Below are 22,539 nucleotides of genomic sequence, written 5' to 3'. Positions count from 1 at the left end.
CGGGGGTCGTTCAGTAGCCCCTGACGTCGGGCCAGTGCCGCTGTACGCCGGCGCGGTCGAGCACCCTGGCGAACTCCTCGTACCGCTTGTCCTCGGCCTGCACCTGCTGCGGCTCGACGTCCTCGGCGAGGCAGTGGGCGGCGAGGGCGCCGGCGACCTCGCCGACGTTCCACTCCACCGGGTGCAGGCGGTAGCAGCCGTTGGTGATGTGCGTGGTGCCGATGTCCTTGCCGGCGGGCAGCAGGTTGCGCACCCGGCGCGGCACGAGGGCGCCGAGCGGGATCTCGAAGGGCACCGAGCCGATGTCGATGTAGTTGTCTCCGCCCGTGGACGGGTGCAGGTCGATGCGGTAGTTGCCGACCCCCACCGAGTCGCGGTACCGGGTGCCGCCGTAGGGGCCGACCAGGTCGATGGCCACGTCGTGCTCGGTGACGGTGGTGACCGCCTTGATCCGGCGGGACTCGCGGACGTAGGCCGCCTTCGCGAGACCGTCGGCGGTACCGGTCACGTCCGGGCGGGGGCGCAGTCCGGGGAAGCCGGTGCCGCCGTCCGCGCGCGGCGCCTCGGTCTGCAGCCAGTACAGCACCGACAGGGACAACTGCCGCGCTCCGGCCAGCGCTTCGGCCTCCCGCCCGATGTACGGCGCGAGCCAGTAGTCGTTCAGCGGCCAGTTGGCGAGGGTGATGTCGGAGTCGAAGGCACCGTCCGTGTGCAGCTTGCGGGCCAGGATGCGGCGGAAGCCCCACAGTTCCTTGTCGCCCGCGTCGGCGCTCTGGTCGGCGTTGACGGCGAGCGGGTCCAGGTCGGGGTTGGGCACGAAGGTCCGCGGGACCGGCTCCAGGGTGCGCGGGTCGGGGGCCTGGAAGCCGAGCAGGGGGCCGGGCCAGAAGTCGGGCCGGTAGGACCGCCAGAAGTCGTAGTCGGCGGGCCGGTCGATGGTGTGGTCCTCGCCCTCGTGATGGGAGACGGCGAAGCACACGGTGATGCCCTGCTGATTGTCCGGCCGGGCCTGCTCGGGCGCGTGCGGTTCGTCGAACTCGGCCCGGGACTCGGCCCCGGTGGCGTGCTCGACGCCGGCGAGGTGGAGCAGCTCGCCGGTCTCGGTGGCGTCCAGGACGTAGCGGGCGGCCAGGGTGCGGCGCGTGCCGTCGCGCAGGTCCTGGAGGGTGACGGAACGTACGACATCGTTGTCGGACTCGGCGGCCACCGGACGGTGCTCGGTGAGGACGGTGAGGCGTCCGGCCGCCCGGTGCGGGGCGAGCATGCCCTCCAGGACGGCGAGGGCGACCCTCGGCTCGTGGCAGAGCTTGCTCACCCGGCCGGCTCCCGGGTTGAGGTCGGTCAGCGCCCGAGCCTCGGCGCGCAGCGGGTACCACTGCCGGTAGTAGCTCCGTATGCCCTCGCGCAACTGCCGGTAGGTGGCGGTGGTGCCGAACTGCTCCACCCAGGGGTGCTCGTCGGGGGGTACGGCCTGACTGGTGAGCTGGCCGCCGATCCAGTCCGTCTCCTCCGTCAGCACGACGCTGCGGCCGGCTCGGCAGGCGGCGAGCGCCGCGGCGACGCCGCCGAGGCCGCCGCCGACGACGAGGATGTCGGGTTCGGGTATCACTCTGCTCCTTCTTCGATGAGCTTCGGTGAGGTTTCGGTGAGGGGGACGAGTCGGGGGTGGGATGGGGTCAGGGGGTGGCCGGTGCCCCGGCGGTCGCGCCCGGTCTGAAGGTGCACGCCACGAGGGTGCTCCCGACCGCTCCGCCGCCGATGCGGGAGGCGAGCAGCCGTACGGCCTCGGCGCCCAGCGCCGGGCGCGGGATGTCGAAGCCCATCGGCACCGGTCCGTCCGCCAGGTCGGGGGGCGGGCTGCCGAGCAGGGCAAGCGACACCTGCCCCGGGCAGCTCAGACCCGCCTCGGCGACCGCGGAGCGCAGGGCCCGCCAGGCGGCACCGGTGTCGGTCTCCTCGGCGACGAAGGCGGTGACCCCGTCGGCGAACCAGGCGCGGACGCGGTCGGCGGTGACCTCGCGGCGCGGGTCACCGCACCGGACCACCGCGTTGGGGCCGGCGGGCAGACCGCTCGCCGTCAGCCCGTCCAGGAATCCCCGTTCACGGTCGGTGGAGGCGGGGGCGTCGTCGTCCTCGCGCACGAGCAGGATCCGCCGGTGCCCGAGCCCGGTCAGTGCGGTCACCACCTCGCGGCCGGCGCTGACGTAGTCGGCGCCGACCCAGGCCAGGCCCTCCACCTCGTCGCGCCGGCCGACGTGGACGACCGGGAACCCGTCGGCCACCAGCCGGTGCAGTTCGTCCACGGGGACGTGGCGCCCCAGGAAGAGGCAGCCGTCCGCCAGCCGCACCCGGTTGAGGGCGCCGGCCCCGGCCGCGCCCGCTCCCCCGCTGCTCGACCCGGTGAACAGCACGATGTCGTAGCCCTGAGCGGCGGCCTCCTGCTCCACGCCGACGAGGAACGGGTAGTACGAGTGCCGCACGTCCGTCGGGAAGGTGGCGGTGAAGCTGTAGACGCCGAGCAGGTTGTTGCGGGCGGCGGCGAGCCGGCTGGCGGCGGGGTCGGGGACGTAACCGAGGCTGTGAGCGGCGTCCAGGACCTTCTTGCGGGTCTCCTCGGAGATCGGCCGCCCCGTCGCCGTGGCGCGTCCTGAGAGCACGAGGGACACCGTCGCCTGGGAGACACCGGCGAGCCGGGCCACCTCCGCCTGCCTCGGACGGGCCCGCCGACCGGCCGGCACAGGAGTCCGTCCCGGCCTGGCCCGCCCTGCGGCTTCCTTGGTCACCGCTCCTCCTTCCGGCTCGTTAATGCGTATTAGGTAATGCGCATTAACGAGTAATCTGAGGGAACGGACGCACGCGGTCAAGGGGTTCGACCGAAGAAGATGCCGCGCGACGTGTGCGCCGGACGCCTGCCGAAGGGTGCGCGATCGCCACAGTCGGACGGACGCTCCACCCTTCGGGCGTGAAGCCTTCGGGCGTGAGGCGTTCGGGCGTGAGGCGTTCGGCGATGCGGACTCGCGGCCCCGGCCCGACGGACGACGACCAGGTCCGGGACGGAGCCGAGGCAGAGGCCCGATAACCGTGATGGACGCTGCCCCGCGAGATGCGCCCGAGGCCCCTCTCGTCCGCGAGGAGGCCGACACGGCCGGCATCCCACCCGTCTCCCACGTCGTCATCGGCGACGTGGACACCCGCGAAGACCCGCACGTCGCCGCCGTGATCGGCACCGACGCCCCCTCTCTGGCCACCCGCGTCGCAATCAAGTCCCCGGTCCGCCGCCACCTCGGGCCCAACGACGAGGTCGCCGACCGCGACACGACGATCGAGCCCTTGGTCCGCGAACTGGCCCCCTCACTGCTGGAGCGGACCGGCCTCGGCATCGAGAACACCGCCCAGTCCCTGGTCACCTGCGGCGGCAACCCCGGACGCGTCACCAGAGAGGCCCGCTTCGCCGAACTCTGCGGTGCCGCCCCGCTCCCCGCCTCCTCCGGAAAGGTCCGGCGTCACCGGCGGAACCGCGGTGCCGACCGCCAGGCCGACTCCGCTCTCCACATGGCCATGATCTGCCGCCTCCGCCACGACGAAGCCCCGCAGAAGTACCTCGAACGCCGGACCGGCGAAGACGAAACGAAGACGGAGATCATGCGTTGTCCCAAGCGGTACGCGGCCTACGAAGCCCACTGTCCGATCAAGTTGGACAGCACTCCGAACCGATCGGTCCGGGAACCTCGACATTCAGGAGAGCGTTTACGGGACCCGTTGTCGCAGTCGGACATTCGTCGAAGCCTGCCGCGAGGCAGGCGTCACCCGGTCCATGGGCGCGACCGGCTCCAGCGCGGACCACGCACTCTCCGAGTCGCGTCCAACGCGACCAGCGCACGGGAGATCCACCAGGGCCGCCGGGACCTACGGAAGCGGGGCACTCAATGGCGTCACGCATGGCAACGAATGCGCACAGGTGACGTCCGTCCACAAGAACAACGCCGGCGATCTGCCCTTCGGCCGGCAGACCATCACACCCATCGGCACCATGACCGGCACCGAAAAATGTGCACGAGGCCACACCCCCGGACCGCTCGACTCCGACGTGGGCAGTGCCCGCGGCGTCTTCGTCGTAGCGGCGCGGCCGGCCGACAACGACGGCTTCTGACTGAAGGTCACGTCCTGACACGCAGGTAAAGGCCGCTGCCCGCCGTCACAGCAGCTGAACCGGCACGATCACGGTCGGCAGCGGCCCGGCGACCGCCCCTGGTTCCACTTCCAGGCCGAACTCGTGCTCCACCGCGGCCAGGGCTGCAAGCGCGTCGTCGCAATCGTCTTCGGTCCCGCCCTCCCGGAAGAACCCGGCCCGCTCCAGGGCTCCGTTGAGACGGTCGGGGTCCGAGCCGCTCGCCGGCTCGAACATCCACGTGCTGCAGGTCGCGACAACTTCTCCGTCACGGGCTTGGGTCACATGGGTGGTCGAGCCGATGAGCGACCACACACTGATCGCCTCGGTTCCCTCGGACAGCCACTTGAGCACCGGCCGCTTATGAGACACACCTGTCTGCCCGTTCACGTCGAACAGATACACCCACTCGGCCCCGGAAGGGGCGTAGAGGCGCACCGCCCAGGCATCCAACCCCAGATGCTCGACCGCGTTGTCCATCCGGTACGCGGGCAAGCTCTCCTGATGGACGACGCCGAGCCGACTCAGCACATCCTCCCGCGTCAGCCCGCAGACCGCCGTCACACAGAATTCCTCACTGCCCAGCACCCCGGACAAGCTGCCCACGGAAACAACCCATCCCCTCGCGCGCCCTCCCACCGAGTCGGCCACGACGATACGACACTCCTGCACAACCGTCTTCGACACCAGGCCAGCGATGGAGGCGCAAGGACCGGGGTGACTCGACCCGTAGCGCGTCAAAACTGCTTCACCGCTGCTGACCTGGCCAGATGTACCCGATCAAAGGCCAGGGCGTGACCCGCGGCCTTCCGAGCCGAGGAACCGGCTACCCCGACGCAGACAGGCGTCGTAGGGTTTCGGTCCATGGTGACTGCGACTGTCCGCGAGTGGCACGACGAGGAAGGCTGGGGCGTGCTCGACTCCCCGGAGACTCCAGGCGGCTGCTGGGGCCACTACTCCGCCATCCAGATGGCCGGGTTCCGAACGCTGGCACCCGGCCAACGGGTCGACCTCACGTGGGAAACACCGGGCTTCAAACAGGACGGCTACGTCTACCGCGCGGTGAACATCGTGCCGCAACGTGCCTGACATCCACGGGCGGACATCAACGAAGGCACACGGGGACAGCCCGGCACAGCGCGCTACGGCTTCGCGCTGCGCGACACGGGTTGCAGTGGTCGTCCGGTGCAGTGGGGAGTGGCCCGGGCGCTGAGAACTCCTCACGGAATGAGGCGGAGGGAATCCGGTTGTGGTTGAGGCTCTGGTTCCACACCATTGATGAGGCTCTGTGAAATCAGCCAGTGCTGCTCTTCGTTCCCCACTCGGTGCTGTCGGCAACGGGCCGGGCCGCCCGACCGTGCAGTGTGCGGGCCGTGCCCGGCCGGTCAAGGGCGCCTACGGCGGCGCTCCGCGCTGGCCTGCGGCCACCCTGGACAGTCCGCCCCGGCCCTGGACCTGGCTGGTTATCGGGCGGCCCCTCCCGAGTGGCGCCCGTCTGGCTGTTTAGGCGCTGACAGCGGTTCTCCTTGGAATCCGAGAGCACGTGTGCGCTCTCCGCTCGCTGGACTGCCCGGCCCCTGGTCGTTGCCGATCGGTAAGCTCGTATCGTCTCGTAGGCGCTGAACGGACGCGCGGCAACGGGGGAGGACATGGGCAGGCAGGAGATGCACCGGAAAGTGCATGCCCCGCTGAAGCGGGCGGGCCTGGAGGTGCTCGAAGGCGGCGTGCCATGCACTGCCTTGCCAGTGTCCGTAATGAGCGCGATGGCCAGTTGCACCCACGAGGAGACGGGCCGACAGGATGCTTTCGTCGGCTTCGACGACCAGCAACTCATCGAGCAGGCCAACCGAGGCTGGTACGCATTGGCGACCTCCTTCGGCCTGTTCGACGCCAGCCGCGAGTTCCTGCTCGCCCTCCCTGCCCATCGCTACAACCCGCGGGTAGACCTGTACCAGCCTCGTATATGGCGCCGGGTACGTCTGCTCGACGCCTGGGACGTCATGGGCGCGGCGTGCGCGATTCGCAGGGGAAGATCCGTACTCGGATACGACGACTGTCTGCTCGGTTCGCGATCCGGACGTCCGGAATTCGCGATGCTCTCGCTCGACAGCACTGTCGCCGTGGTCGGAACAACCTGGCAGGACGGTATCGGCTCCCTGGCCGTGCCCAACCCGGGCGACACTGAGCCCGTACGCCGCCTGATCGACTGGGAGGCAACCGGGGCAGACGTGCCACGCGATCGTCGCGCCCAAGCCATCGCGTGGCTGCAGCGCGACAGGCCAGCCGCGGTAGAGCGGGCGTGACCGGTCAGCCGGCATCTCGCCCGCGTTCAACGGCAGACACCACTGCGCCCCCGATACAAGCGCCGGAGTGCTCTCGAGACTCGGCGACATCGATCCTCAGGGGGTCACCGGACGCTCTCGCCGCTGAGCGACACCTGCTCTCGGTATTCGCCGACCAGACCACCCGCCCGCACCAGCGCGCCCGGGTGGGGAAACAAGCTGAGCAGGTCTGGGGAACGCGTGAGCACCAGGTGGGGAAATTCAACGAGCCTCATCACCATGAGCCTTGACGGGTGATGGCGGCAGAACAGGGTGATACACGGTGGAACTGATCAGTCTCTCGGATGGTGACAACGCCTTCCAGGTGCGCGTGTTGGGGCGTCGGTCGCCGGGCTTGCTGCGTCTTCACGACTGGCTCGACGCAGAGGTCCTGATCACAAGCAGCTTCGTCAGTGGTCGTCTGACCATGTCTCTGTCCCCTTCCGACCTGGAGACATGGTCCCGGGCTCTGGATCTACTTGCCGCAGGACAGGACATCTGGTGGAGGGACGAAGTCCACAGCCCTGCGATCAGGATCCAGCCGCACAACGAAGAGCATGAGACTCCCGCCGTCCACGTCGAGGATCCGAGCAGTTCGTGCGTCTCCGTGTTTCTTCCCATGAACCTTGAAGAGGGTTGGATCGACGAGCAGCGGAGGCTGCTTGGGCGAGTGCTGAAGCAGTGGCCGAGCGAGGTCTTTGAGTCTTCGCCGGACGTCTATGAGTGGCGGCGCTGAACTGCTGCCAGACGTCGCCAGCAGATGAGTGCGCATCCCAGGGCGAGGAAGGCTTCGTGGATGTCGTCGCGTATCTCCCAGCGGATTCGGACCTGTCAGCTTCCCCCTTTCAGGGCCCGCATGGTCACCGAGTCGATCGCACACCGCGACCAGTTCAGCTCGCCGCGCGCGCCGAGCTCGTCCAGCACCAGGCGGTGCAGCCCGGCCCACACCAGGGCCTCGGTCCACTCGGTGAACCGCCGGTGGGCCGTCGGCCCGGAAGAGCCGAACGACGGCGGAAGCTGCCGCCACGTGCAGCCCGAGGCCGCCACGAACACAATCGCCGCCAGGACCTCCCGGTCCCCGTACCGGCGCCGACCGCCACCCTGCCGCCGAGTCGGAGCCGGCGCCACCACCCGCTGGAACAACTCCCACAGCTCATCCGGAACCAAGCGCTCGACGATCCCCATAGCACCGGACCACCGAGCAACCCAAATGAGACGATGTCTTGGCCGACGGCGGTCGTGAGCGTTGGTCGTCGGTAGGTGCCCTTCAGTGGCCTCGGGGCGGTCCCAGGACTGCCCCCTGTCAGGCTTCGCCTTGGCTCGGCATGCCAGACTGCGGCCATGGAGGAGATCTACCGACTGTGGTTGGCGGCCGTGCCGAGCCCCATACCTGAGGACGAGGCTCGGATCTATTGGAACTGCAAGGCCGATCCGACCCCGGTTCTGGACGCGGGGTTGTGTCATGCCTCCTATCTCTACGTCGGTTCCTGGCGGGATGAGCACGAGCCGGAGAATCTGCATGCGAGCCAAGGCCGCTGCCCTGCCAACCGGCTGCACAGCTGGCTCTTCTACCTAGGGACGATCGAGCGCTATCAGGCACCGTTGCTTGACGAAGAGCTGATGGCCCAGCTGATTGAGCTCCACCGTCCCCGTTCCAGTGATCTCCCAGCCGATGCGATCGACCTTCAACGGTTGGAGGGCTTTCTCCGCCAGCACTTGGGGCTGTACCTCCTTCCTGAAGGACCCGAGTCGGAGACGTACGGGTAGATGCGAAAGGCGACAACTCGGTGGGCTCGCGCCTGTACAGCTGGCCCGGCCCGGCCTGCGCATCGCCCACGCCCCCTGCACCGGACCTGAGCACCGGGGAGCACTCTGGTGTCGAACCAGTCCCGAGCGCAGGGCTCGGGCGTGGCCGTAGGCGCCTGCCCGCGCGCCGGTGCACGGGCATGATGTACATCTTTTCTCAGCCGGTCAGCGTGACGTCGTCCTGTGCCGGCTCCGACATCTTCCACCGACACCACGGACTGCGCCTCAGGCAGCAGCTTGAGCACCTCATCCGTCCCCCGGGCACTGGCGCTCTTTCCACCTCACTCCGAGCCGGCCAGATGTAAGCGGAGAACGACCGGGACGAGGCTCGTGATACAGGTGATCGGGCACCGCAGTCTGCGGAGGAGCCGCCGGACTTGAGGGCGGCGACGGCCCGCTCGGCCAGGGATCGGATCTTTGCATGAGATCGGTTGACGGTCTTCTGCCCTGCGGAGAGCGTCTACCGGCGGCCCCGGCATGGGACGCGGACCGTACCCTTGACACCGCGATGTCCCTCGTCGGCCCAGCACCTGATGTCGGCGTCCGCGAGAGTGCTGATGATGCCGTGCTCACGGGCGGCCCGGGTGTCGTGGACGGCGCCGGGCAGAGTCGGCGAGGCCCACAGCAACCGGTCGGACGGATCAGCCAGGACCTGCACATTCACCCCGTGTTTCTTGTGCGCACCGGAGCGATAGGGCCGGTCCGCGGCGATGCGGTCGATGGGGAGCAGGGCGGCGTCCAGCAGCACGCGTGCCTTCGTCGATGCCGTCCGGACGGCCTCCGCAAGGGTCGGGGCGAGGACGGCCAGGAGTTCGACGGCCCCGGCGATGTACCGGCAGGCGGTCGTGGCTCCGATTCCGGACCCGGTAGCGAGCTGGCCATACGGGTGGCCGTTGCGGAGGTGGGAGGTGAGCAGGGCCTGCAGGCCAGGGCTCAGACGCCGCACCTGCCGAGTTCGCCCGGCAGTTGGAAAATGCTCACCGAAAACAAAATGCCGAACCACTGAAGTAACAGCGCCGAACATGTACGTGGTGGGGCGGACCTCCGCCCTGCTCCACCACTTCAAACGTCTCGCAGTTCGCTGGGAACACCGCACCGAACCCCATGACGCCTTCGTCTCATCGGACTGCGGCCTCATCTGCTGGAGGCGGCCGAAGAGGAACTGATCATGATCGCGTCACGAGCTTGAGCTACAACGCACACCACTCACCCGGAGGGCCGACTGCCCCCGTCCGGGTGAAGTCGTGCACCAAGTCCCACGCCCGCTCGACATTCAGGACGAAGTCGCCCATGAAGGCGGCGAGGTCGTCCACGATCGGGACTTCTACCCCGGTGTCCAAGGGCACGGTGCCATCTCCTACGAGCAGAGACATCCGCTCGGTGTCGCTCATCAGATGAAGGACCGCGTGCTCGTCCCGGAAAGCCAGAATCAGTACCGGAAACTCCCTGTTCGGCGATCGAACCTCGATGTATCCCTGACCACAGGAACGCAGGTCGTTGAAGCGGTCTGACAGATCCTTCACCTCTGAACGTCTCTCAACCGGGTCGAACAGTCCCGATTGCGGCGACGTCGCTGCCCACCACAGCACGCTCATAGCCCCTTCTCCACATAGGTCTGACGGCGGTCATCGCCCACGGTCCAGGCCCATGCTCCCTTACTCCGTCAACGTCGCCCTCGGCACGGTCACCGTACGGAACGTCGCCGTCGGGGAGGTCGCCTGGGGGCTGGGCCGTACCCCCGCCCAGGTCGCACCGGCCTGGACTCTGCGGAACCCCGGCGTGACAGCGCCCGTCATCGGCGCCCGCACGCCCGCGCAGTTGGAGGACAACCTGGGCGCACTGGACGTGGACTTCGACGCCTCGCAGGTGGCCCGCCTCGACGAGGCCGGCGCGATCAGCCTCGGCTACCCGCACGATCTGCTCGCCGGCGACCACATCCGCAAGGTGACCAGGAGCGAGATGAGGATCCCGACTCACCGCTGATGTCCGGGCGAACGCCGAGGACGGCTCGACCGCCGTCCTCGGCACCTCGTGTCCGGACCTGACGAAGCACTACTGGTCGGGTTGGTTTCATGGCTGGGTGCGCCGCTCGGCGGCGTCGAACGCGGGCGCGAGCGGGGCCAGCGCCGCGCGGAGGTGGTCGGCCAGTGGGTCGGAGGGCACGACCAGTCCTTCGGCGCCGGAAGTCCCGGCGGCCTCTGCGCTTCCGGCCGGCCGGAGCCAGCCTTCCAGCGCGATGCGCACCGCCGCGGCGACGCTTGCCGCAAGGACGCGGGCGGTGTGCGCCTCGGTGTCACCCAGGCGTTCGGCGATCACCGCCGTGAGAGCAGGTTCGATGCCGGCGGTGGTATCGAGGAACGCGTCGCGCAGCGGGGTCCGGGTGGTGATCAGCAGCAGCGCCTCGGGGCCGTGCTCGCCGGTGTTCGTGTACTGCTCGACCACTGCTTGGGTGACGGCGTCGGCCAGGCGCACTGCTGCGGGCCGGGTTGCGACCGCCGCCGCGACGCGTGCCTCCCGGTCCGCGGTCACGGCGGAGACGATCGCCTGCTCGCGGCTGGCGAAGTAGTTGTTGTAGGTGCGCGGTGAGACTCCGGCCGCCTCGGCGATGTCCTCGACCCGCACCTGGTCGGGTCCGTGCTCCACGGCCAGGCGCAGGGCCGCCTCGCGTAGCGCCTCGCGCGTGGCCTGCTTCTTCCGCTGCCGCAGCCCTGGGGGTGGTGTCGTCACGGTGCCAGCGTTCCACACAGAGCTGCGCGTGCACGAAAGTTTCCTGTCAGTCTCGACCCACCCGAGACCGGCGGAGAGGACGCCATCGTGCGAGCACGAGGAATGACCTACGACACCGGATTCGTCGTGCACGGCCAGACATCCCGCGAGCACTTCGACCCCGCGGTGGTCCGGCGTGAGCTCGCCGTCATCCGCGACGACCTGCACTGCAACGCGGTTCAGATCATCGGCGGCGACCCGCATCGACTGGAGCTGGCCGCCGGGGCCGCCGCCGAGCTCGGCCTGGAGGTCTGGTTCTCGCCCTATCCGCTGGAGCTGGATCCGGAGCAGATCCTCACGCTCTTCCGCGACTGCGCCACGCGAGCGGAGCGGCTCCGACGGCAGGGAGCCACCGTCGTGTTCGTCGCAGGGGTCGAGCTGAGCGTGATGAACCGCGGGTTCCTGCCCGGAGAGAGTCCCGAGGAGCGGGTCGAGCAGCTGGTGAGCCACCCCGAGCGGCGGGCCGAGGCGATGCGCGGGCTCGGCGTGCGCATCAACGCATTCCTCGGCGAGGCCGCGGCCACGGTCCGCGAGCGCTTCCACGGCAGGCTCACCTACGCATCCATCCAGTTCGAGCAGGTCGACTGGGCCCCCTTCGACATCGTGACGTTCGAACTGATCCGCTCCGCCGAGATCGCCGACTGGTTCCGGGAAGCGGTGCGCATCCTGGCCCAGGACACGAAACCGCTCGCCGTCACCGGGTTCGGCACCGCGGCCTACCGCGGCGCGGGAGACCGCGGTGGGCGGGTGCTGGACGTGGTCGAACACGACCCGAAGACCAAGACCCCGGTGCGGCTGAACGGCGTATACGAGCGCGACGAGGCCGGCCAGGCCGGCCAGGCCGCCTATCTGAGCGAACTATTGGAGGTCTTCGAGACCGAGGGCGTGGACAGCGCGTTCGTGTTCCTGTTCGCCCTGCCCGGCTATCCGCACCGCCCGGACGGCGACCCCAGGGACGACCTGGACCGGGCCGGCCTGGGCATCGTCAAACTCCTCGAAGGGCGCCGGGGGCAGACCTACCCCGACATGGAATGGGAACCCAAGGCCGCCTTCGAGGCAGTGGCGCAGCGGTATCGGAGGTGACAAGCCCCGGCACGGTGACCACGGCTCGGAATTGGCACTGCGGCGCAGTGCAGACTCTGAGCGGATGAAACGGTGTTCGCCGAACTCACCGCAGACCTCGTGCCGGTCTGCCGCCGCCGCGACCCGCGGGCCGACGGCGTGTTGTACCTGCGCGGGCTGCTGATACCGGGCGTTGCGGGCGACTGCCGGTCGATCACGGAGACAGTCGGCCCGGACCGGCCGTATCGCCTGCATCACCTGCATCACCTGCATCACCTGCATCACCTGCTCGAACGCGCCGACCGGGAGCAGGATGTCACGTAAGAGGTGACGCGCACGTGTCTGATCCGGCGACTCGGCGCCGACGTGAGAACCACGCATGCGCCACCACGCCGGCACTCGCCCGCGCGCAGGCGGAACGAGCGCCGGCCGCCGGGATCAGACCGCTATGGACAACCGGAGACGAGGCATACGGACGCAACCGGAGATTGCGCGAGTTCCTGGCGCGGGCATCGACTATGTGCCACACCTGCCTCGCGCAGGGTGGTCCGGTTGATGCCCAGGTCAGCGGCGATGCCCTTGTACGTGAAATGGCCTTTCAGTAGATCCACTTGGCCCCGCCCTGCTTGCAGGGCGGGGCCAAGTGGATCTTTTCGAGAGTTGAGGGACCAGTCCTAGAAAGGCATCCGTTCGTCGAAGTCAGCATCGTCCGGGATCTTGGGAGGGACCCACCTATACGAGCTTGCAAGCTCCAAAAGCTCTACAGGAACGTCCGCCTGATACGTCTCCACGTAGTACGGGTAGGAACTCGGCCAGACCCAGACGCCGTCCGTATGGATGCTCAGTGCGCCGATCAGGGGTTTGTCCGGTGCCAGGTCATCATGCACCCCGCTCCCGGAAACCGCGACGAAATGGGCACTCCGAAGGTACGGGACAAGCTTATCGACAGGGCCGGTAAATTTCCCCCGCGAGCTCTCGAGCGTCGGCTGACCGCGTTCTCCGACCTCGGTGTCGCTATAGAATCCGACCGGCTTGAGCTTTACTGTCACCAATCTCCTCCCGGTCTGAAATCTTTCCACTCACCAGCCTTCCCGTACGGCTTTGGAGGCGCTCCAAGTACACCGTTGGGCTTGGCCCACACTCTTTCCGTTTGCACCATGATCTTCACACCCAGCGCGTTCGACGGGTTCTGTGCAGCTGTAGCGTACAAGCTCCAGTGCTGCAGGAAAGCGGCCGCATGGGGCTCCATCATGATTCGGACCCTGTCGCACGAGCTTCGCCAGCGTCCGATGACTGATATCGGCTCCCTTTTGCCATGCGTCGGGATGCTCGCCATCGGCGTCCGCCAGGACGTCCAGGACCCGGCGCATGGTCTCCGGGGCGGGATCGTCAACCGTTCCTCCCATGACGTCGTACATGAAGCAGCTCATACGGCCGGTCACCTCATGCGTGATCCACACAACAGACCCGTGCAGTGCCTCTCGCTACCGCTGGGCCGTCCCTGGGCCGTACGGGGCGCTCGACGCCCACGCTGACGACCACCGACAGCCGACAGCCGACAGCCGACAGCCGACAGCCGAGCGTCAGGTCACAGCATTGGTCGATGACGCGGTCCCCTCTCAGAGCCCCGGCGCCGCACCTCTTCGGTTCCTGCAGCTCGATCTCCAGGTGCTCGACGTCGGTGAAGCGGATCTCCTCCAACCGGTCCGCGCGGCGGCCGCCGTCCTGGAAGTACACGTCCTTGAGCGCCTCGGCGGTGATCTCCTCGATCTGCTGGTCACCGGCGCCGGCCTCTGCTGGGCGCCGAAGAGACGGGCGGCGTACTGCGGCAGGGCAACGGTCAGGTGCCGGATGCGGTCCTGGTCGGTGGCCGCTTGCGACGGCCGGCCCGTCCTCCGCCCTGCGGGCAGCAGGCCACCACGCGGTGAGGAGTTCCGCTCCGGCCCCGGAGGCAGTGCCCCGGCCACGTGGGTGTATGAGGGGATGAGGCAACTGGTGCCCAACGCCGGGGAGAGGCAGCCGCCGACACCGCCGGCCCGGGCCGGGGCGGCCGGCTGACCGGTCCTCGGCACGGTCACGGTTATGGCAGCCGCCCGGAGCGCGGCCACGCCACGGAGACGCAGCCGCCCCCGCCGGGTGCGGGCCGAGCGGGTCCGCGGTACTCAGGAGAGGGCGGAGGCGCAGGTGGTGGGGGTGGCGTGAGCGGGGTCGAGGATGTTGCGGATCTCATGATGGGCGATGCGGTCGCTGACGCCGAGGGACGCGTGGGTGGCGAGGTCGGCCGGGCACAGATCCTGGACGAGAATGTTGCGCACGTTGGGGCCGCGCAGGAAGGCGGAGGTGTAGGGGGTGACCAGGCGGTCGTGGCGGGTGGCGATCACGGTGTAGCGGACGCCGGGAACGGTGTCGCCGTCGGCATTGAGGCCGGTCAGGAAGGCCGAGCCGGCGAGCTGCTGGGGGATGGCCGGAAACGTGCGCATGAGCGCCGGCTCGAGCCCGGCCGCGCGCACCACATGGGCCAGTCCCTGCACAGTGGTGCCGTGGTTGGGTGGGGCGATGGCGATGAGATGGTGCACCTCGTCCGCGCCGTCGAGGTAAGTGAGGTAGTAACGAGGCATCAGACCACCCTGTGAGTGGCCGACCAGGTCCACCTCGCGGGCCCCGGTCGCCGCGCGCACTCGGTCGACGAAAGCGTCGAGTTGCCGGGCGGATCTCTCGATCGGCCCCAGACCGTGGTTCAGGGGCAGGCCCACATGGCCGTAGTCGAGAGCGAAGACGCAGTAACCGCGCCGCACCAGATCCGGACCGAGCACGGGCCAGTTGACGACCGAGTTCGCCCCCGTGCCGTGGATCAGCACGACCGGTCGCGGATGGGCCGCGGAGGGCTTGCAGGCGTAGTCGTTCCATCCTCCGCTTCGGGCCGCCGACGGAGCGGCGTGGGCCATGCCGGTGGTGAGGGAGGCGCCGGCCAGCACGGTGGCGGCGAACAGCGCACGCAGAGCGCGCAGAGCAGCAGACGGTGCCCGACCGGTCATCAGGGCTCCTTGTGGTACGGGCGGAACACGGGCAGGTTCGACGCAACAGTTCCCGACGGCACCCCACGCCGCTCCACGCCACTCCGATCGTGCTCGCGTATGCCCCTCATTTCGCTTCCACCTCACCCGTACGCCCCACTCCGCCCGCCCCGGGCGGTGGCATGTGCACCCCTCCCCTCGCGGCACGACCGTGCTGACCCGGCCGCCAAGGCCGCCGAAGGGAGCCGCGAAATCAAAGGGTGGGCCCTGCCCGCTCGGACGCCGACCGCAGCCGCCCGGCGTTCGGCGCACACGGCGGTGTGCGCAGTTTCCCGTCGCCGTCCTGCTCAGGCCGCCTCTGGCGTTCTGGTGGAGGGCTCGGTGGATCGTCTCGTGGCACAGGTGCCGCTCGGGGCGGTCGGGTCACGGAGTACGCAGGTGGGCGGCGACCTGTTCCGGGCTCCGCTCCAGGGCGAGCTCGGCCTGGACCTCCGCTCCCGGCTCGGGGTCCGCGGAGAGTTCGACGCGGCGCGGCCGTCCGTTGCGTTCGAGTAAGCGGTGGTGGGGGAGGTCGGTGTCGTAGACGCCGTTGTCGTGCGGGAGGCTGTTGCGGCGCAGTCCACGGCTGACGGTCGGGGGTGACCGGCCGAGCCGGGCGGCTGTCACCCGCACATCCAGGTCGCGTTCGCGCAGGGTGTCGATCCGTCCGCGTCCCGGCGGCGACGGGTAGCGGCCCGACCCTCACTGGGTGGCGAAGAAGGCCAGATCACCGGGCATACCGTGGATCGATCACGGGACATCCCCGGACTCCGTCAGGTGTGGTGCACCGGTAGCAGCACGCGGAACGTGCAGCCTCCGCCCGGAGTCGGAATCAGAGCGAGTCGGCCGCCCTGGGCTTCGGTCAGCGAGCGGGCGATGGACAGGCCCAGGCCGGAGCCGGAGTCGGGGTGGTGGGTACGGGCGGCGTCTGCGCGGTGGAAGCGGTCGAAGACTAGGGCGTGCTCCTCGGGCGGCAGTCCGGAACCGTGATCCGCGACCTCCAGGACCGCATGGCCGTCGATGACGCCGACGCCGATGCGGACAGGGGTGCCGGGCGGGGTGTGCGTAACGGCGTTGCCGACCAGGTTGGTGACGACCTGCCGCAGCCGCGCCTCGTCGGCCAGCGCCGGCGCCCCCGCCGGCCGGCCGCCGCCGGGCCCGGTGAGGGTGACCGGACGGCCGGCGTCCAGCGCCCGGACGTCGCGCAGGGCGTCGGCGGCCAGGGTGCGCAGGTCCATCGGGGCGGCGTCGAGCGGAAAGGCGAGGTCGGCGTCCGAGTCCGCGGGACGGTGCGCGTCCTCGTCGAGGCGGGCCAGCAGCAGCATGCTCTCCACCAGCCGGGTCAGCCGCTCGGACTCCGCGGCGATCCGGGTCATGGTGTGATCGACGTCCCGGCGTTCGGGCAGCGCGCCCATCCGGTACAGGTCGGTGTAGCCCTTGATACCGGCCAGGGGTGTGCGCAGTTCGTGACTGGCGTCGGCGAAGAAGCGCCGCATCCGTGCCTCCGCCTCGGCCCGCGCGGTGAACGCGGTGTCGATCTGGGCCAGCATCTCGTTCAGACAGGCGGTCAGCCGTCCCACCTCGGTCCGCGGGCCCGCGAGTTCGGGGACCCGGTGGGAGAAGCTGCCCTCGGTGATCGCCGAGGTCGTCTCCTCGATCCGGGTCAGCGGGCGCAGCCCGGAGCGTACCGCGAACCAGCCCGCCACGGTGAGCACGCCGAGCAGCACCAGGCCCGCCGCGGTGGAGACGTTCCGGGTCTTGCGCATGATGCCGGCCACGTCGTCCAGGGAGGTCGCCACGATGACGCTGCCGGGTTCCTCGGCGTCGGAGGCGGGCATCAGCCGCTGGTCCGGTTGGACCAGGGCGACGATCCGCCACTGGTGGCCGCTGTCGTGGGCGGGCACGGTGAACGGCCGTCCCTGCCGGGCCACGACCGCGTCCCGGTCCAGTGCGGGCAGGTCAGGGCCGCCTCCGGGCGGCGCCGTGCTGGCGTCGAACGTCCGGCGGACCGCGCCGGTGTCGTCGACGTAGGTCACCACCGTGTCGCCGCCGAGGCCGATCGCGCGCAGCGACCGGGAGGCGTCGGAGGCGACGGACGGCGGTGACAGACGCGCCGCCACCTGCCCGGTCAGCAGCAGCCGTTCGTCGGTGCGGTCCTCCAGGTAGCCGTGCAGCGACATGCTCATCACCACGCCCGAGGAGACCAGCCCGACCAGCACCAGCGCTATGGACAGGCACAGCAGCCGCCCCCGCAGCGACATCCGGGCGAGCAGCCGCCGCGGGGCGTGTGCGTACCGCTTCACGGCCGCGGCCCCCGCACCACGTAGCCCACGCCCCGCACGGTGTGGACGAGCTTGGGTTCGCGCCGGTCGATTTTGCGCCGCAGATAACTGATGTAGGTGTCGACGATGCCGGTGTCGCCGCCGAAGTCGTAGTCCCAGACGCTGTCGAGGATCTGGTTCTTGGACATGGTGCGGCCGGCGTTGGTCATCAGGAAGTGCAGCAGCCGGAACTCCGTCGGGGACAGCCGCACGGTCTCCCCGGCCCGGGTGACGTGGTGCCCGCCGGGGTCCAGTTCCAGGTCGGCGACGGCGAGCCGGTCCGGGTCGTCGCCGCGGGTGCGGCGCAGCACGGCGCGGATGCGGGCGATCAGCTCCTCCAGGTCGAAGGGCTTGGTGACGTAGTCGTCGCCGCCGAGCCGGAGCCCGCTGAGCCGGTCCTGCCGGCCGTCGCGGGCGGTGACGAACAGCACCGGGACGTCGCCGCCCGCGCCGCGCCGGGCCGAGCGGGGCCGGGCGCGCAGCCGCCGGATCACCTCCAAGCCGTCGAGGTCGGGCAGCATCACGTCGAGCAGTACCAGGTCCGGCATGCGGTGGGCGGCCAGTTCGAGTGCCTCCCTCCCGGTCGCGGCGGCGTCGACCTCGAAGCCTGCGTACCGCAGCGCGGCACGCAGCAGTTCGCGGACGGTGGGCTCGTCGTCGACGACGAGGAGGTGGTCCTGCGGTGCTGTCGCCATGGTGTGTCGTCGCCCTCTCAAGAGGCCGCCCGGGTGCGCGGGAGCCGGTCGTGGATCAGCGGCCAGGTCGCGTCCTGGAGACCTGCCGCGGTTCAGCAGACCATATGGACGCCCCGCTGCGCCGGGTCGCCCGCAGTCCGTGCAGCCGGCTGCCGCAGTAGCCCGCGCCCAGGGCCAGCAGGAAGCCGGTGAGCGCACAGATCCCCGCCGTGCCGTCCAGCTCGGCCGTGACGCGGGCCAGGTCGCTGCCCATGGCGCTGACGGTGAGCCACGCGTCCGCTTCGGCCAGCCACACCAGCGGCAGCAGCGCGGCCGCGAAGACCGCGCCGGTGCGCAGGGCGCACGCGAGGTGCCGGCCGAGCAGGGCGTCGGTTGCCTCGCGGGCGGTACGGGCCGGGGTGCGCGCGGCGGTCAGGTAGCCGGTGAGCAGCAGCACACCCAGCAGGACCAGCAGGCCGAGCAGCCACAGCGGAGCGCCGGCCACCGTACGGTCGTCCAGCGGGAGGACGCGGTCGGTCGTCCCGCCGCTTCCCCGGGCTCCGAGGAGCGCGCCGATCAGCCCGCCGCCGTCCGCTTGCTCGCGCTGCGTCCCGGCCGTCCAGGACGCGCCGAGCCCGGAGCTGAGCAGTACGACGATCAGGTTCGGGCCTGCCAGCAGCAGTACCCCCGCGACCCGGGCCGGCTCCTCCTGGCCGGTCAGCGCGATCGCCGCGGCGAGCACGCCGAACACCAGCGACAAGCAGCCGACGGCGGTCAGGACCCCGATCAGGGCGGAGGCGGCAGGGAGCCACTGCAGGCGCCCCCGGCCGAGGGCGAGCGGCTTCGGCAAGGAGGTGCGCCGGGCCACGACACAGCCGAGCAGCAGCAGTACGACGACGCCGAGCAGGGCGGTGCAGGTCGTCGGCAGCACCTCGGTACGGAAGCCGATCGAGGACAGCGCGCCCCCGCCGCCCGGCCGGCCGAGCGCGGTGCCGGTGTCCCCGCCCCGCAGCCGGCCGGTCACGCCCACGGGGAGTTCGGCGGTGCCGTGGCCGAGCGCGGCCAGCGCCGGGACCGACAGCAGGACGGCGGTCAGCGCCCCCGCGGCGCGGGCCAGCAGCAGTTCGCCGCCGGGCCGGCCGCGGCGGCGCAGCGGGCGGAAGAACCCGGTGCCGAGCACCACCGCGCCGAGAAACGTCAGTGTCAGCGGCACAGCCGCCACCCGTCCCTCCAGGCCGATGCCCAGGCGTCCGCCCGGCCACCCGCCGCCCGCGGCGTCCGACACGAGGCCGACAGGTCCGCCGACGGCCATGCTCAGCACGGCCGGCAGCAGCCGGGGCGGAAAGGCACGGTCGCCGGCATCCAGGGCGAGCAGACCGGCGAGCGCGGCGACGGCCATCACGGCGAGTGCGGCCAGCACGGCCAGCGCGCCTTCGGCGGCGTTGCGTAGGGCACCGGCGCAGCGCACGGGCTCCTGGCGGCGGATCACGAGCCCGCCCGGTCGGTGCGGGCCGGCTCGACGGCCGAAGACGCGGCCGCCGCTACCGGCTCCCGGCGGTCGCGCGCGACGAGCTTCTCGCCCTCCACGTCGACGTCGGGCACCAGCCGGTCCAGCCAGCGGGGCAGCCGCCAGGCACGGTCACCGAGCAGCGCCAGGACGGCCGGCACCAATGTCATGCGGACCACGAAAGCGTCCAGGAGCACGGCGACCGCGAGGCCGAGGCCGATGGTCTTCACCATCTGTTCGTCCGAGCCGGTGAAGGCCGCGAACACCGAGATCATGATGACGGCGGCGGCGGTGACGACGCGCGCGTTGTGCCGGAAGCCGTCCGCGATCGCCTCGCGCGGCGAACGGCCGTGGACGTACGACTCGCGCATCCGCGTCACGAGGAACACCTCGTAGTCCATGGCCAGGCCGAACACCACGCCCACCATGAAGATCGGCATCATCGAGACGACCGGCCCCGGCACCTCGACCCCGGCCAGCGGGGCGAGCCGGCCCCACTGGAAGACCGCGACCACCACGCCCAGCCCGGCCAGGATCGTCAGGAGGAAGCCCAGTGCGGCCTTGAGCGGTACGAGCACCGACCGGAAGACGGCGATCAGCAGCAGGAAGGCCAGGCCGACGACGAGCACGAGGTAGGGGACCAGGGCGTCGGAGAGCTTCTGGGAGACATCGGCGTTCATCGCGGTCACCCCGGTGACCAGCACCTTCGCATCGGTCGCCTGCTCCAGCGCGGACTCGCGCAGGGCGTCGACCAACGCGGTGGTCTCCGTTCCGGAAGGGGTGCTGTCGGGGACGACGGTCAGCACGGCGGTGGTGCCGGCCTCGTCGAAGCGGGGCTGTCCGACGGAGGCGACACCGTCCATGCCGCGGATACGGCCGCCGGCCGTTTCGGCCGAGACCTTCGCATCGCCGTTCCGCCCGGCGTCCAGCACCACCGTCAGCGGGCCGTTGCAGCCGGGCCCGAACCCCTCGGCGACCAGGTCGTAGGCGCGGCGCTGGGTGGTCGAGGCGGGCTTGCTCTCGTCGCCTCCGAGAGCCAGCTCCAGGGAGCCGACGGGGATGGCCAGCACCCCCAGCACGACGACCCCGGCCAGCAGGACCCGACGCGGGCGCCGCATCACGAAGCCGGCCCAGCGCACACCGGCCGGTTCGCGTTCGCGGCTCTCCTCCCCGCGATCCGTGGTTCCACGGTTCGTACGGCGGGAGGCGCGGTCGGCGGCCGGCTCGATCCGGCGCCCGGCGACGGCGAGGAGCGCGGGCACCAGGGTGACGGCGACCAGGACGGCCAGCAGCACCGTGCCGGCCGCGGCCAGGCCCATCTGCGTCAGCATCGGAATGCCGACGACGCTCAGCCCGGCCAGCGCGATCATCACCGTCAGACCGGCGAAGACCACCGCAGAGCCTGCCGTGCCGACCGCGTGTCCGGCGGCGTCGGCGCGTTCGCGGCCCCGGGCGAGCTCGGAGCGGTATCGGGAGACGACGAACAGCGCGTAGTCGATGCCGACCGCCAGGCCGAGCATCGATGCGAGCACCGAGGTCGTCGAGCCCAGGCCGAGCGGCTCGGACAGCACCCGGATGGCGCAGACGCCGATGGCGACGCCCAGCAGCGCGGTGAGCAGCGGCAGCCCGGCCGTCACCAGTGAGCCGAAGGTGACGACGAGCACGAGGGCCGCGACGGCCAGGCCGATCGCCTCGGAGCTGTGGCCGGCCTGCATCGACTCGCTGACCGCGTTGCCGCCCGCCTCGACCGTGAGTCCGTCGGAGCGGGCGTCGTCCACGGTGTCCAGCAGGGCCGAGCGGGCGGAGTCCTTCACCTCGTTGGCGGGGACCTCGTAGGTGACCTGGGTGTAGGCGGTGGTGCCGTCGGCGCTGACCGTGCCGGTGGCGTACGGGTCGGTGACCCGCGCCACCTGGGAGCCGGTGCCCAGTTCCCCGACGGTGCGGGTGACGGTCTCCTTGACCGCGGCGTCGGTCACCTTGCCGTGCTCGGTGTGGAAGACGACGCGGGCGGTGGCGCCGTCGGCGGCGCTGCCGGGGAAGCGTTCGTCGAGCAGGTCGTACGCCTGCTGCGCCTCGGTGCCGGGCATGGAGTCGTCATTGGGTGGCGCGGCAGGTGCCTGGGCGGCGAGCAGGCCCGCCAGGACCAGCAGGCCGACCCAGAACACCGCAACGAACCAGCGACGGCGGAAGGAGAACCGGCCGATGGTGAAGAGGAATGTGGCCACAGCGGCAGCTCCAACTAAGGTCGGTACGCGATCGGAACCGCGAGCGTGGCAGCCGCCGCTGACCGTTCCCGGTGAGTTTCTGGGAGCTTCCTGAGAGTTCCGCTGTCCGTGCGGGGCCCGGCCGCCGGAGCACCGGGCAGCCGGGAAGCGGCCTCTCGTCCGCCGGGGCCGATTCCCGGGATACTCCCAGCTTGTGTGTGGTCCGACCTCCGACGATGCTCCGAACGTGAGCGCTCGTACGAAGCCTCCGAGGACGTGAACACGGCCTTCCGGGACGACTCCTTCCCCTGCCTGCTCACGCACGGGGGCACGTTGTTCGAGCCGACCGAGGCGCTGCTGTGCGCGGACCGGCCGGTGGCCATGCCGGCGGACCCGAGACCTGTCGCGAAAGTGGATCTCGGTCGTGAATGACCAGTCCCTGTGGGGCGTGGTGATCCGACGGATGTCGATCCCCTCGCAGCGTGGAGACGATCTATGCGGCCGGTCCCTCGGCGAGGGTGGCTCGGTAGTCACGTTCGCAGTAGATCGGGCCCGTGAATCCGCATACGCTGTGCAGCCGCCTGGCGTTGCAGCTGCTGATCACCCCGACCGCGACGGCCGGGTCCGCGTCAGCCATTCCCTCCACAAGGCCACGAA

At 70.4% G+C, this 22,539-nt stretch carries 20 protein-coding genes and 4 pseudogenes; 9 read left to right on the top strand and 15 right to left on the bottom strand.

Annotated elements, in window-relative coordinates; all coding sequences use genetic code 11:
• Positions 1 to 10: 10 nt before the first annotated feature.
• Complete coding sequence (locus IE271_RS12215) at positions 11 to 1,609, bottom strand: FAD-dependent oxidoreductase (RefSeq protein WP_190190269.1); 1,599 nt, start codon at positions 1,607 to 1,609, stop codon at positions 11 to 13.
• Positions 1,610 to 1,676: 67 nt separating this feature from the next.
• The gene (locus IE271_RS12210; protein WP_190190268.1) at positions 1,677 to 2,783 is read right to left on the bottom strand and encodes a LacI family DNA-binding transcriptional regulator; all 1,107 of its coding nucleotides are present in this window, start codon (positions 2,781 to 2,783) and stop codon (positions 1,677 to 1,679) included.
• Positions 2,784 to 3,084: 301 nt separating this feature from the next.
• Here IE271_RS12210 and IE271_RS43925 point away from each other — a divergent pair.
• Together IE271_RS43925 and IE271_RS41920 are read left to right on the top strand one after the other, a co-directional pair.
• Positions 3,085 to 3,540 (top strand): annotated as a pseudogene (locus IE271_RS43925) (transposase); the annotation flags it as partial.
• Positions 3,541 to 3,958: 418 nt separating this feature from the next.
• On the top strand, positions 3,959 to 4,150 hold the full coding sequence (locus tag IE271_RS41920; protein WP_229919285.1) for a hypothetical protein: 192 nt from the start codon (positions 3,959 to 3,961) through the stop codon (positions 4,148 to 4,150).
• 45 nt (positions 4,151 to 4,195) lie between these two features.
• Here IE271_RS41920 and IE271_RS12200 read toward each other — a convergent pair whose 3' ends face one another.
• Positions 4,196 to 4,855, bottom strand: a complete 660-nt coding sequence (locus tag IE271_RS12200) for a DUF6461 domain-containing protein (protein WP_229919284.1) — start codon at positions 4,853 to 4,855, stop codon at positions 4,196 to 4,198.
• A gap of 177 nt (positions 4,856 to 5,032) precedes the next feature.
• Here IE271_RS12200 and IE271_RS12195 point away from each other — a divergent pair, with 177 nt between their 5' ends.
• The 3 genes from IE271_RS12195 to IE271_RS12185 all read left to right on the top strand — a co-directional run bounded on the left by IE271_RS12195 (position 5,033) and on the right by IE271_RS12185 (position 7,225).
• Entirely contained in the window at positions 5,033 to 5,257 is a 225-nt protein-coding gene (locus tag IE271_RS12195) for a cold-shock protein (RefSeq protein WP_190190265.1), read from the top strand.
• Between the two features lie 560 nt (positions 5,258 to 5,817).
• On the top strand, positions 5,818 to 6,471 hold the full coding sequence (locus tag IE271_RS12190) for a hypothetical protein (protein WP_190190264.1): 654 nt from the start codon (positions 5,818 to 5,820) through the stop codon (positions 6,469 to 6,471).
• 301 nt (positions 6,472 to 6,772) lie between these two features.
• Positions 6,773 to 7,225 carry a DUF5959 family protein gene (locus IE271_RS12185; protein WP_190190335.1) on the top strand — a complete coding sequence of 151 codons (453 nt, stop codon included), beginning with the start codon at positions 6,773 to 6,775 and terminating at the stop codon, positions 7,223 to 7,225.
• A gap of 18 nt (positions 7,226 to 7,243) precedes the next feature.
• On the opposite strand, the pseudogene IE271_RS12180 reads toward IE271_RS12185, so the two are convergent.
• Positions 7,244 to 7,674, bottom strand: a pseudogene (locus IE271_RS12180) (transposase); the annotation flags it as partial.
• 156 nt (positions 7,675 to 7,830) lie between these two features.
• Here IE271_RS12180 and IE271_RS12175 point away from each other — a divergent pair.
• Positions 7,831 to 8,256, top strand: coding sequence for a hypothetical protein (locus IE271_RS12175; protein ID WP_190190263.1), 426 nt, complete (start codon positions 7,831 to 7,833; stop codon positions 8,254 to 8,256).
• Positions 8,257 to 8,576: 320 nt separating this feature from the next.
• Here IE271_RS12175 and IE271_RS12170 read toward each other — a convergent pair.
• A pseudogene (locus IE271_RS12170) lies at positions 8,577 to 9,238 on the bottom strand (transposase family protein); the annotation flags it as partial.
• 247 nt (positions 9,239 to 9,485) lie between these two features.
• A complete protein-coding gene (locus tag IE271_RS12165) occupies positions 9,486 to 9,890 on the bottom strand; it encodes a hypothetical protein (protein WP_190190262.1) in 405 nt (134 codons plus the stop codon).
• 52 nt (positions 9,891 to 9,942) lie between these two features.
• On the opposite strand from IE271_RS12165, the gene IE271_RS12160 reads away from it, so the two are divergent.
• Positions 9,943 to 10,278, top strand: a complete 336-nt coding sequence (locus IE271_RS12160) for an aldo/keto reductase (protein WP_190190261.1) — start codon at positions 9,943 to 9,945, stop codon at positions 10,276 to 10,278.
• A gap of 87 nt (positions 10,279 to 10,365) precedes the next feature.
• Here the strand turns inward: IE271_RS12160 and IE271_RS12155 are convergent, their stop codons facing one another.
• Positions 10,366 to 11,022, bottom strand: a complete 657-nt coding sequence (locus tag IE271_RS12155; protein ID WP_190190260.1) for a TetR/AcrR family transcriptional regulator — start codon at positions 11,020 to 11,022, stop codon at positions 10,366 to 10,368.
• Between the two features lie 102 nt (positions 11,023 to 11,124).
• On the opposite strand from IE271_RS12155, the gene IE271_RS12150 reads away from it, so the two are divergent.
• Entirely contained in the window at positions 11,125 to 12,144 is a 1,020-nt protein-coding gene (locus IE271_RS12150; protein ID WP_190190331.1) for a hypothetical protein, read from the top strand.
• Positions 12,145 to 12,216: 72 nt separating this feature from the next.
• The gene (locus IE271_RS12145) at positions 12,217 to 12,447 is read left to right on the top strand and encodes a hypothetical protein (RefSeq protein WP_190190259.1); all 231 of its coding nucleotides are present in this window, start codon (positions 12,217 to 12,219) and stop codon (positions 12,445 to 12,447) included.
• Between the two features lie 350 nt (positions 12,448 to 12,797).
• Here IE271_RS12145 and IE271_RS12140 read toward each other — a convergent pair whose 3' ends face one another.
• The 8 genes and pseudogenes from IE271_RS12140 to IE271_RS12105 form a co-directional block, all read right to left on the bottom strand.
• On the bottom strand, positions 12,798 to 13,172 hold the full coding sequence (locus IE271_RS12140) for a hypothetical protein (RefSeq protein ID WP_190190258.1): 375 nt from the start codon (positions 13,170 to 13,172) through the stop codon (positions 12,798 to 12,800).
• A 604-nt stretch (positions 13,173 to 13,776) separates the two neighbouring features.
• Positions 13,777 to 13,994 (bottom strand): annotated as a pseudogene (gene tpg, locus IE271_RS12135) (telomere-protecting terminal protein Tpg); the annotation flags it as partial.
• Positions 13,995 to 14,285: 291 nt separating this feature from the next.
• Positions 14,286 to 15,158 carry an esterase/lipase family protein gene (locus IE271_RS12130; RefSeq protein ID WP_190190257.1) on the bottom strand — a complete coding sequence of 291 codons (873 nt, stop codon included), beginning with the start codon at positions 15,156 to 15,158 and terminating at the stop codon, positions 14,286 to 14,288.
• Between the two features lie 402 nt (positions 15,159 to 15,560).
• A complete protein-coding gene (locus IE271_RS12125; protein ID WP_190190330.1) occupies positions 15,561 to 15,839 on the bottom strand; it encodes a hypothetical protein in 279 nt (92 codons plus the stop codon).
• 110 nt (positions 15,840 to 15,949) lie between these two features.
• Positions 15,950 to 17,479, bottom strand: coding sequence for a sensor histidine kinase (locus IE271_RS12120; protein WP_229919282.1), 1,530 nt, complete (start codon positions 17,477 to 17,479; stop codon positions 15,950 to 15,952).
• Positions 17,476 to 18,192, bottom strand: a complete 717-nt coding sequence (locus IE271_RS12115) for a response regulator transcription factor (protein WP_190190256.1) — start codon at positions 18,190 to 18,192, stop codon at positions 17,476 to 17,478. The genes IE271_RS12120 and IE271_RS12115 overlap by 4 nt, the downstream gene beginning before the upstream one ends.
• A 55-nt stretch (positions 18,193 to 18,247) precedes the next feature.
• Positions 18,248 to 19,639 (bottom strand): streptophobe family protein, encoded by a 1,392-nt coding sequence (locus IE271_RS12110; RefSeq protein WP_190190255.1) that lies wholly within the window; start codon positions 19,637 to 19,639, stop codon positions 18,248 to 18,250.
• Positions 19,640 to 19,656: 17 nt separating this feature from the next.
• A complete protein-coding gene (locus IE271_RS12105) occupies positions 19,657 to 21,903 on the bottom strand; it encodes an MMPL family transporter (RefSeq protein ID WP_190190254.1) in 2,247 nt (748 codons plus the stop codon).
• Between the last annotated feature and the right edge of the window lie 636 nt (positions 21,904 to 22,539).

Source organism: Streptomyces minutiscleroticus, from assembly GCF_014650875.1.
Taxonomy (GTDB): domain Bacteria; phylum Actinomycetota; class Actinomycetes; order Streptomycetales; family Streptomycetaceae; genus Streptomyces; species Streptomyces minutiscleroticus.
This window is presented reverse-complemented; position numbering and strand designations above follow the sequence as displayed.

Excerpts from the sequence above, each read along its gene's own strand:
- IE271_RS12195 (WP_190190265.1), top strand. The coding sequence starts at position 5,033 with ATGGTGACTGCGACTGTCCGCGAGTGGCACGACGAGGAAGGCTGGGGC.
- IE271_RS12190 (WP_190190264.1), top strand. The coding sequence starts at position 5,818 with ATGGGCAGGCAGGAGATGCACCGGAAAGTGCATGCCCCGCTGAAGCGG.
- IE271_RS12150 (WP_190190331.1), top strand. The coding sequence starts at position 11,125 with ATGACCTACGACACCGGATTCGTCGTGCACGGCCAGACATCCCGCGAG.
- IE271_RS12130 (WP_190190257.1), bottom strand. The coding sequence starts at position 15,158 with ATGACCGGTCGGGCACCGTCTGCTGCTCTGCGCGCTCTGCGTGCGCTG.
- IE271_RS12115 (WP_190190256.1), bottom strand. The coding sequence starts at position 18,192 with ATGGCGACAGCACCGCAGGACCACCTCCTCGTCGTCGACGACGAGCCC.
- IE271_RS12165 (WP_190190262.1), bottom strand. The coding sequence starts at position 9,890 with ATGAGCGTGCTGTGGTGGGCAGCGACGTCGCCGCAATCGGGACTGTTC.
- IE271_RS12160 (WP_190190261.1), top strand. The coding sequence starts at position 9,943 with ATGCTCCCTTACTCCGTCAACGTCGCCCTCGGCACGGTCACCGTACGG.
- IE271_RS12175 (WP_190190263.1), top strand. The coding sequence starts at position 7,831 with ATGGAGGAGATCTACCGACTGTGGTTGGCGGCCGTGCCGAGCCCCATA.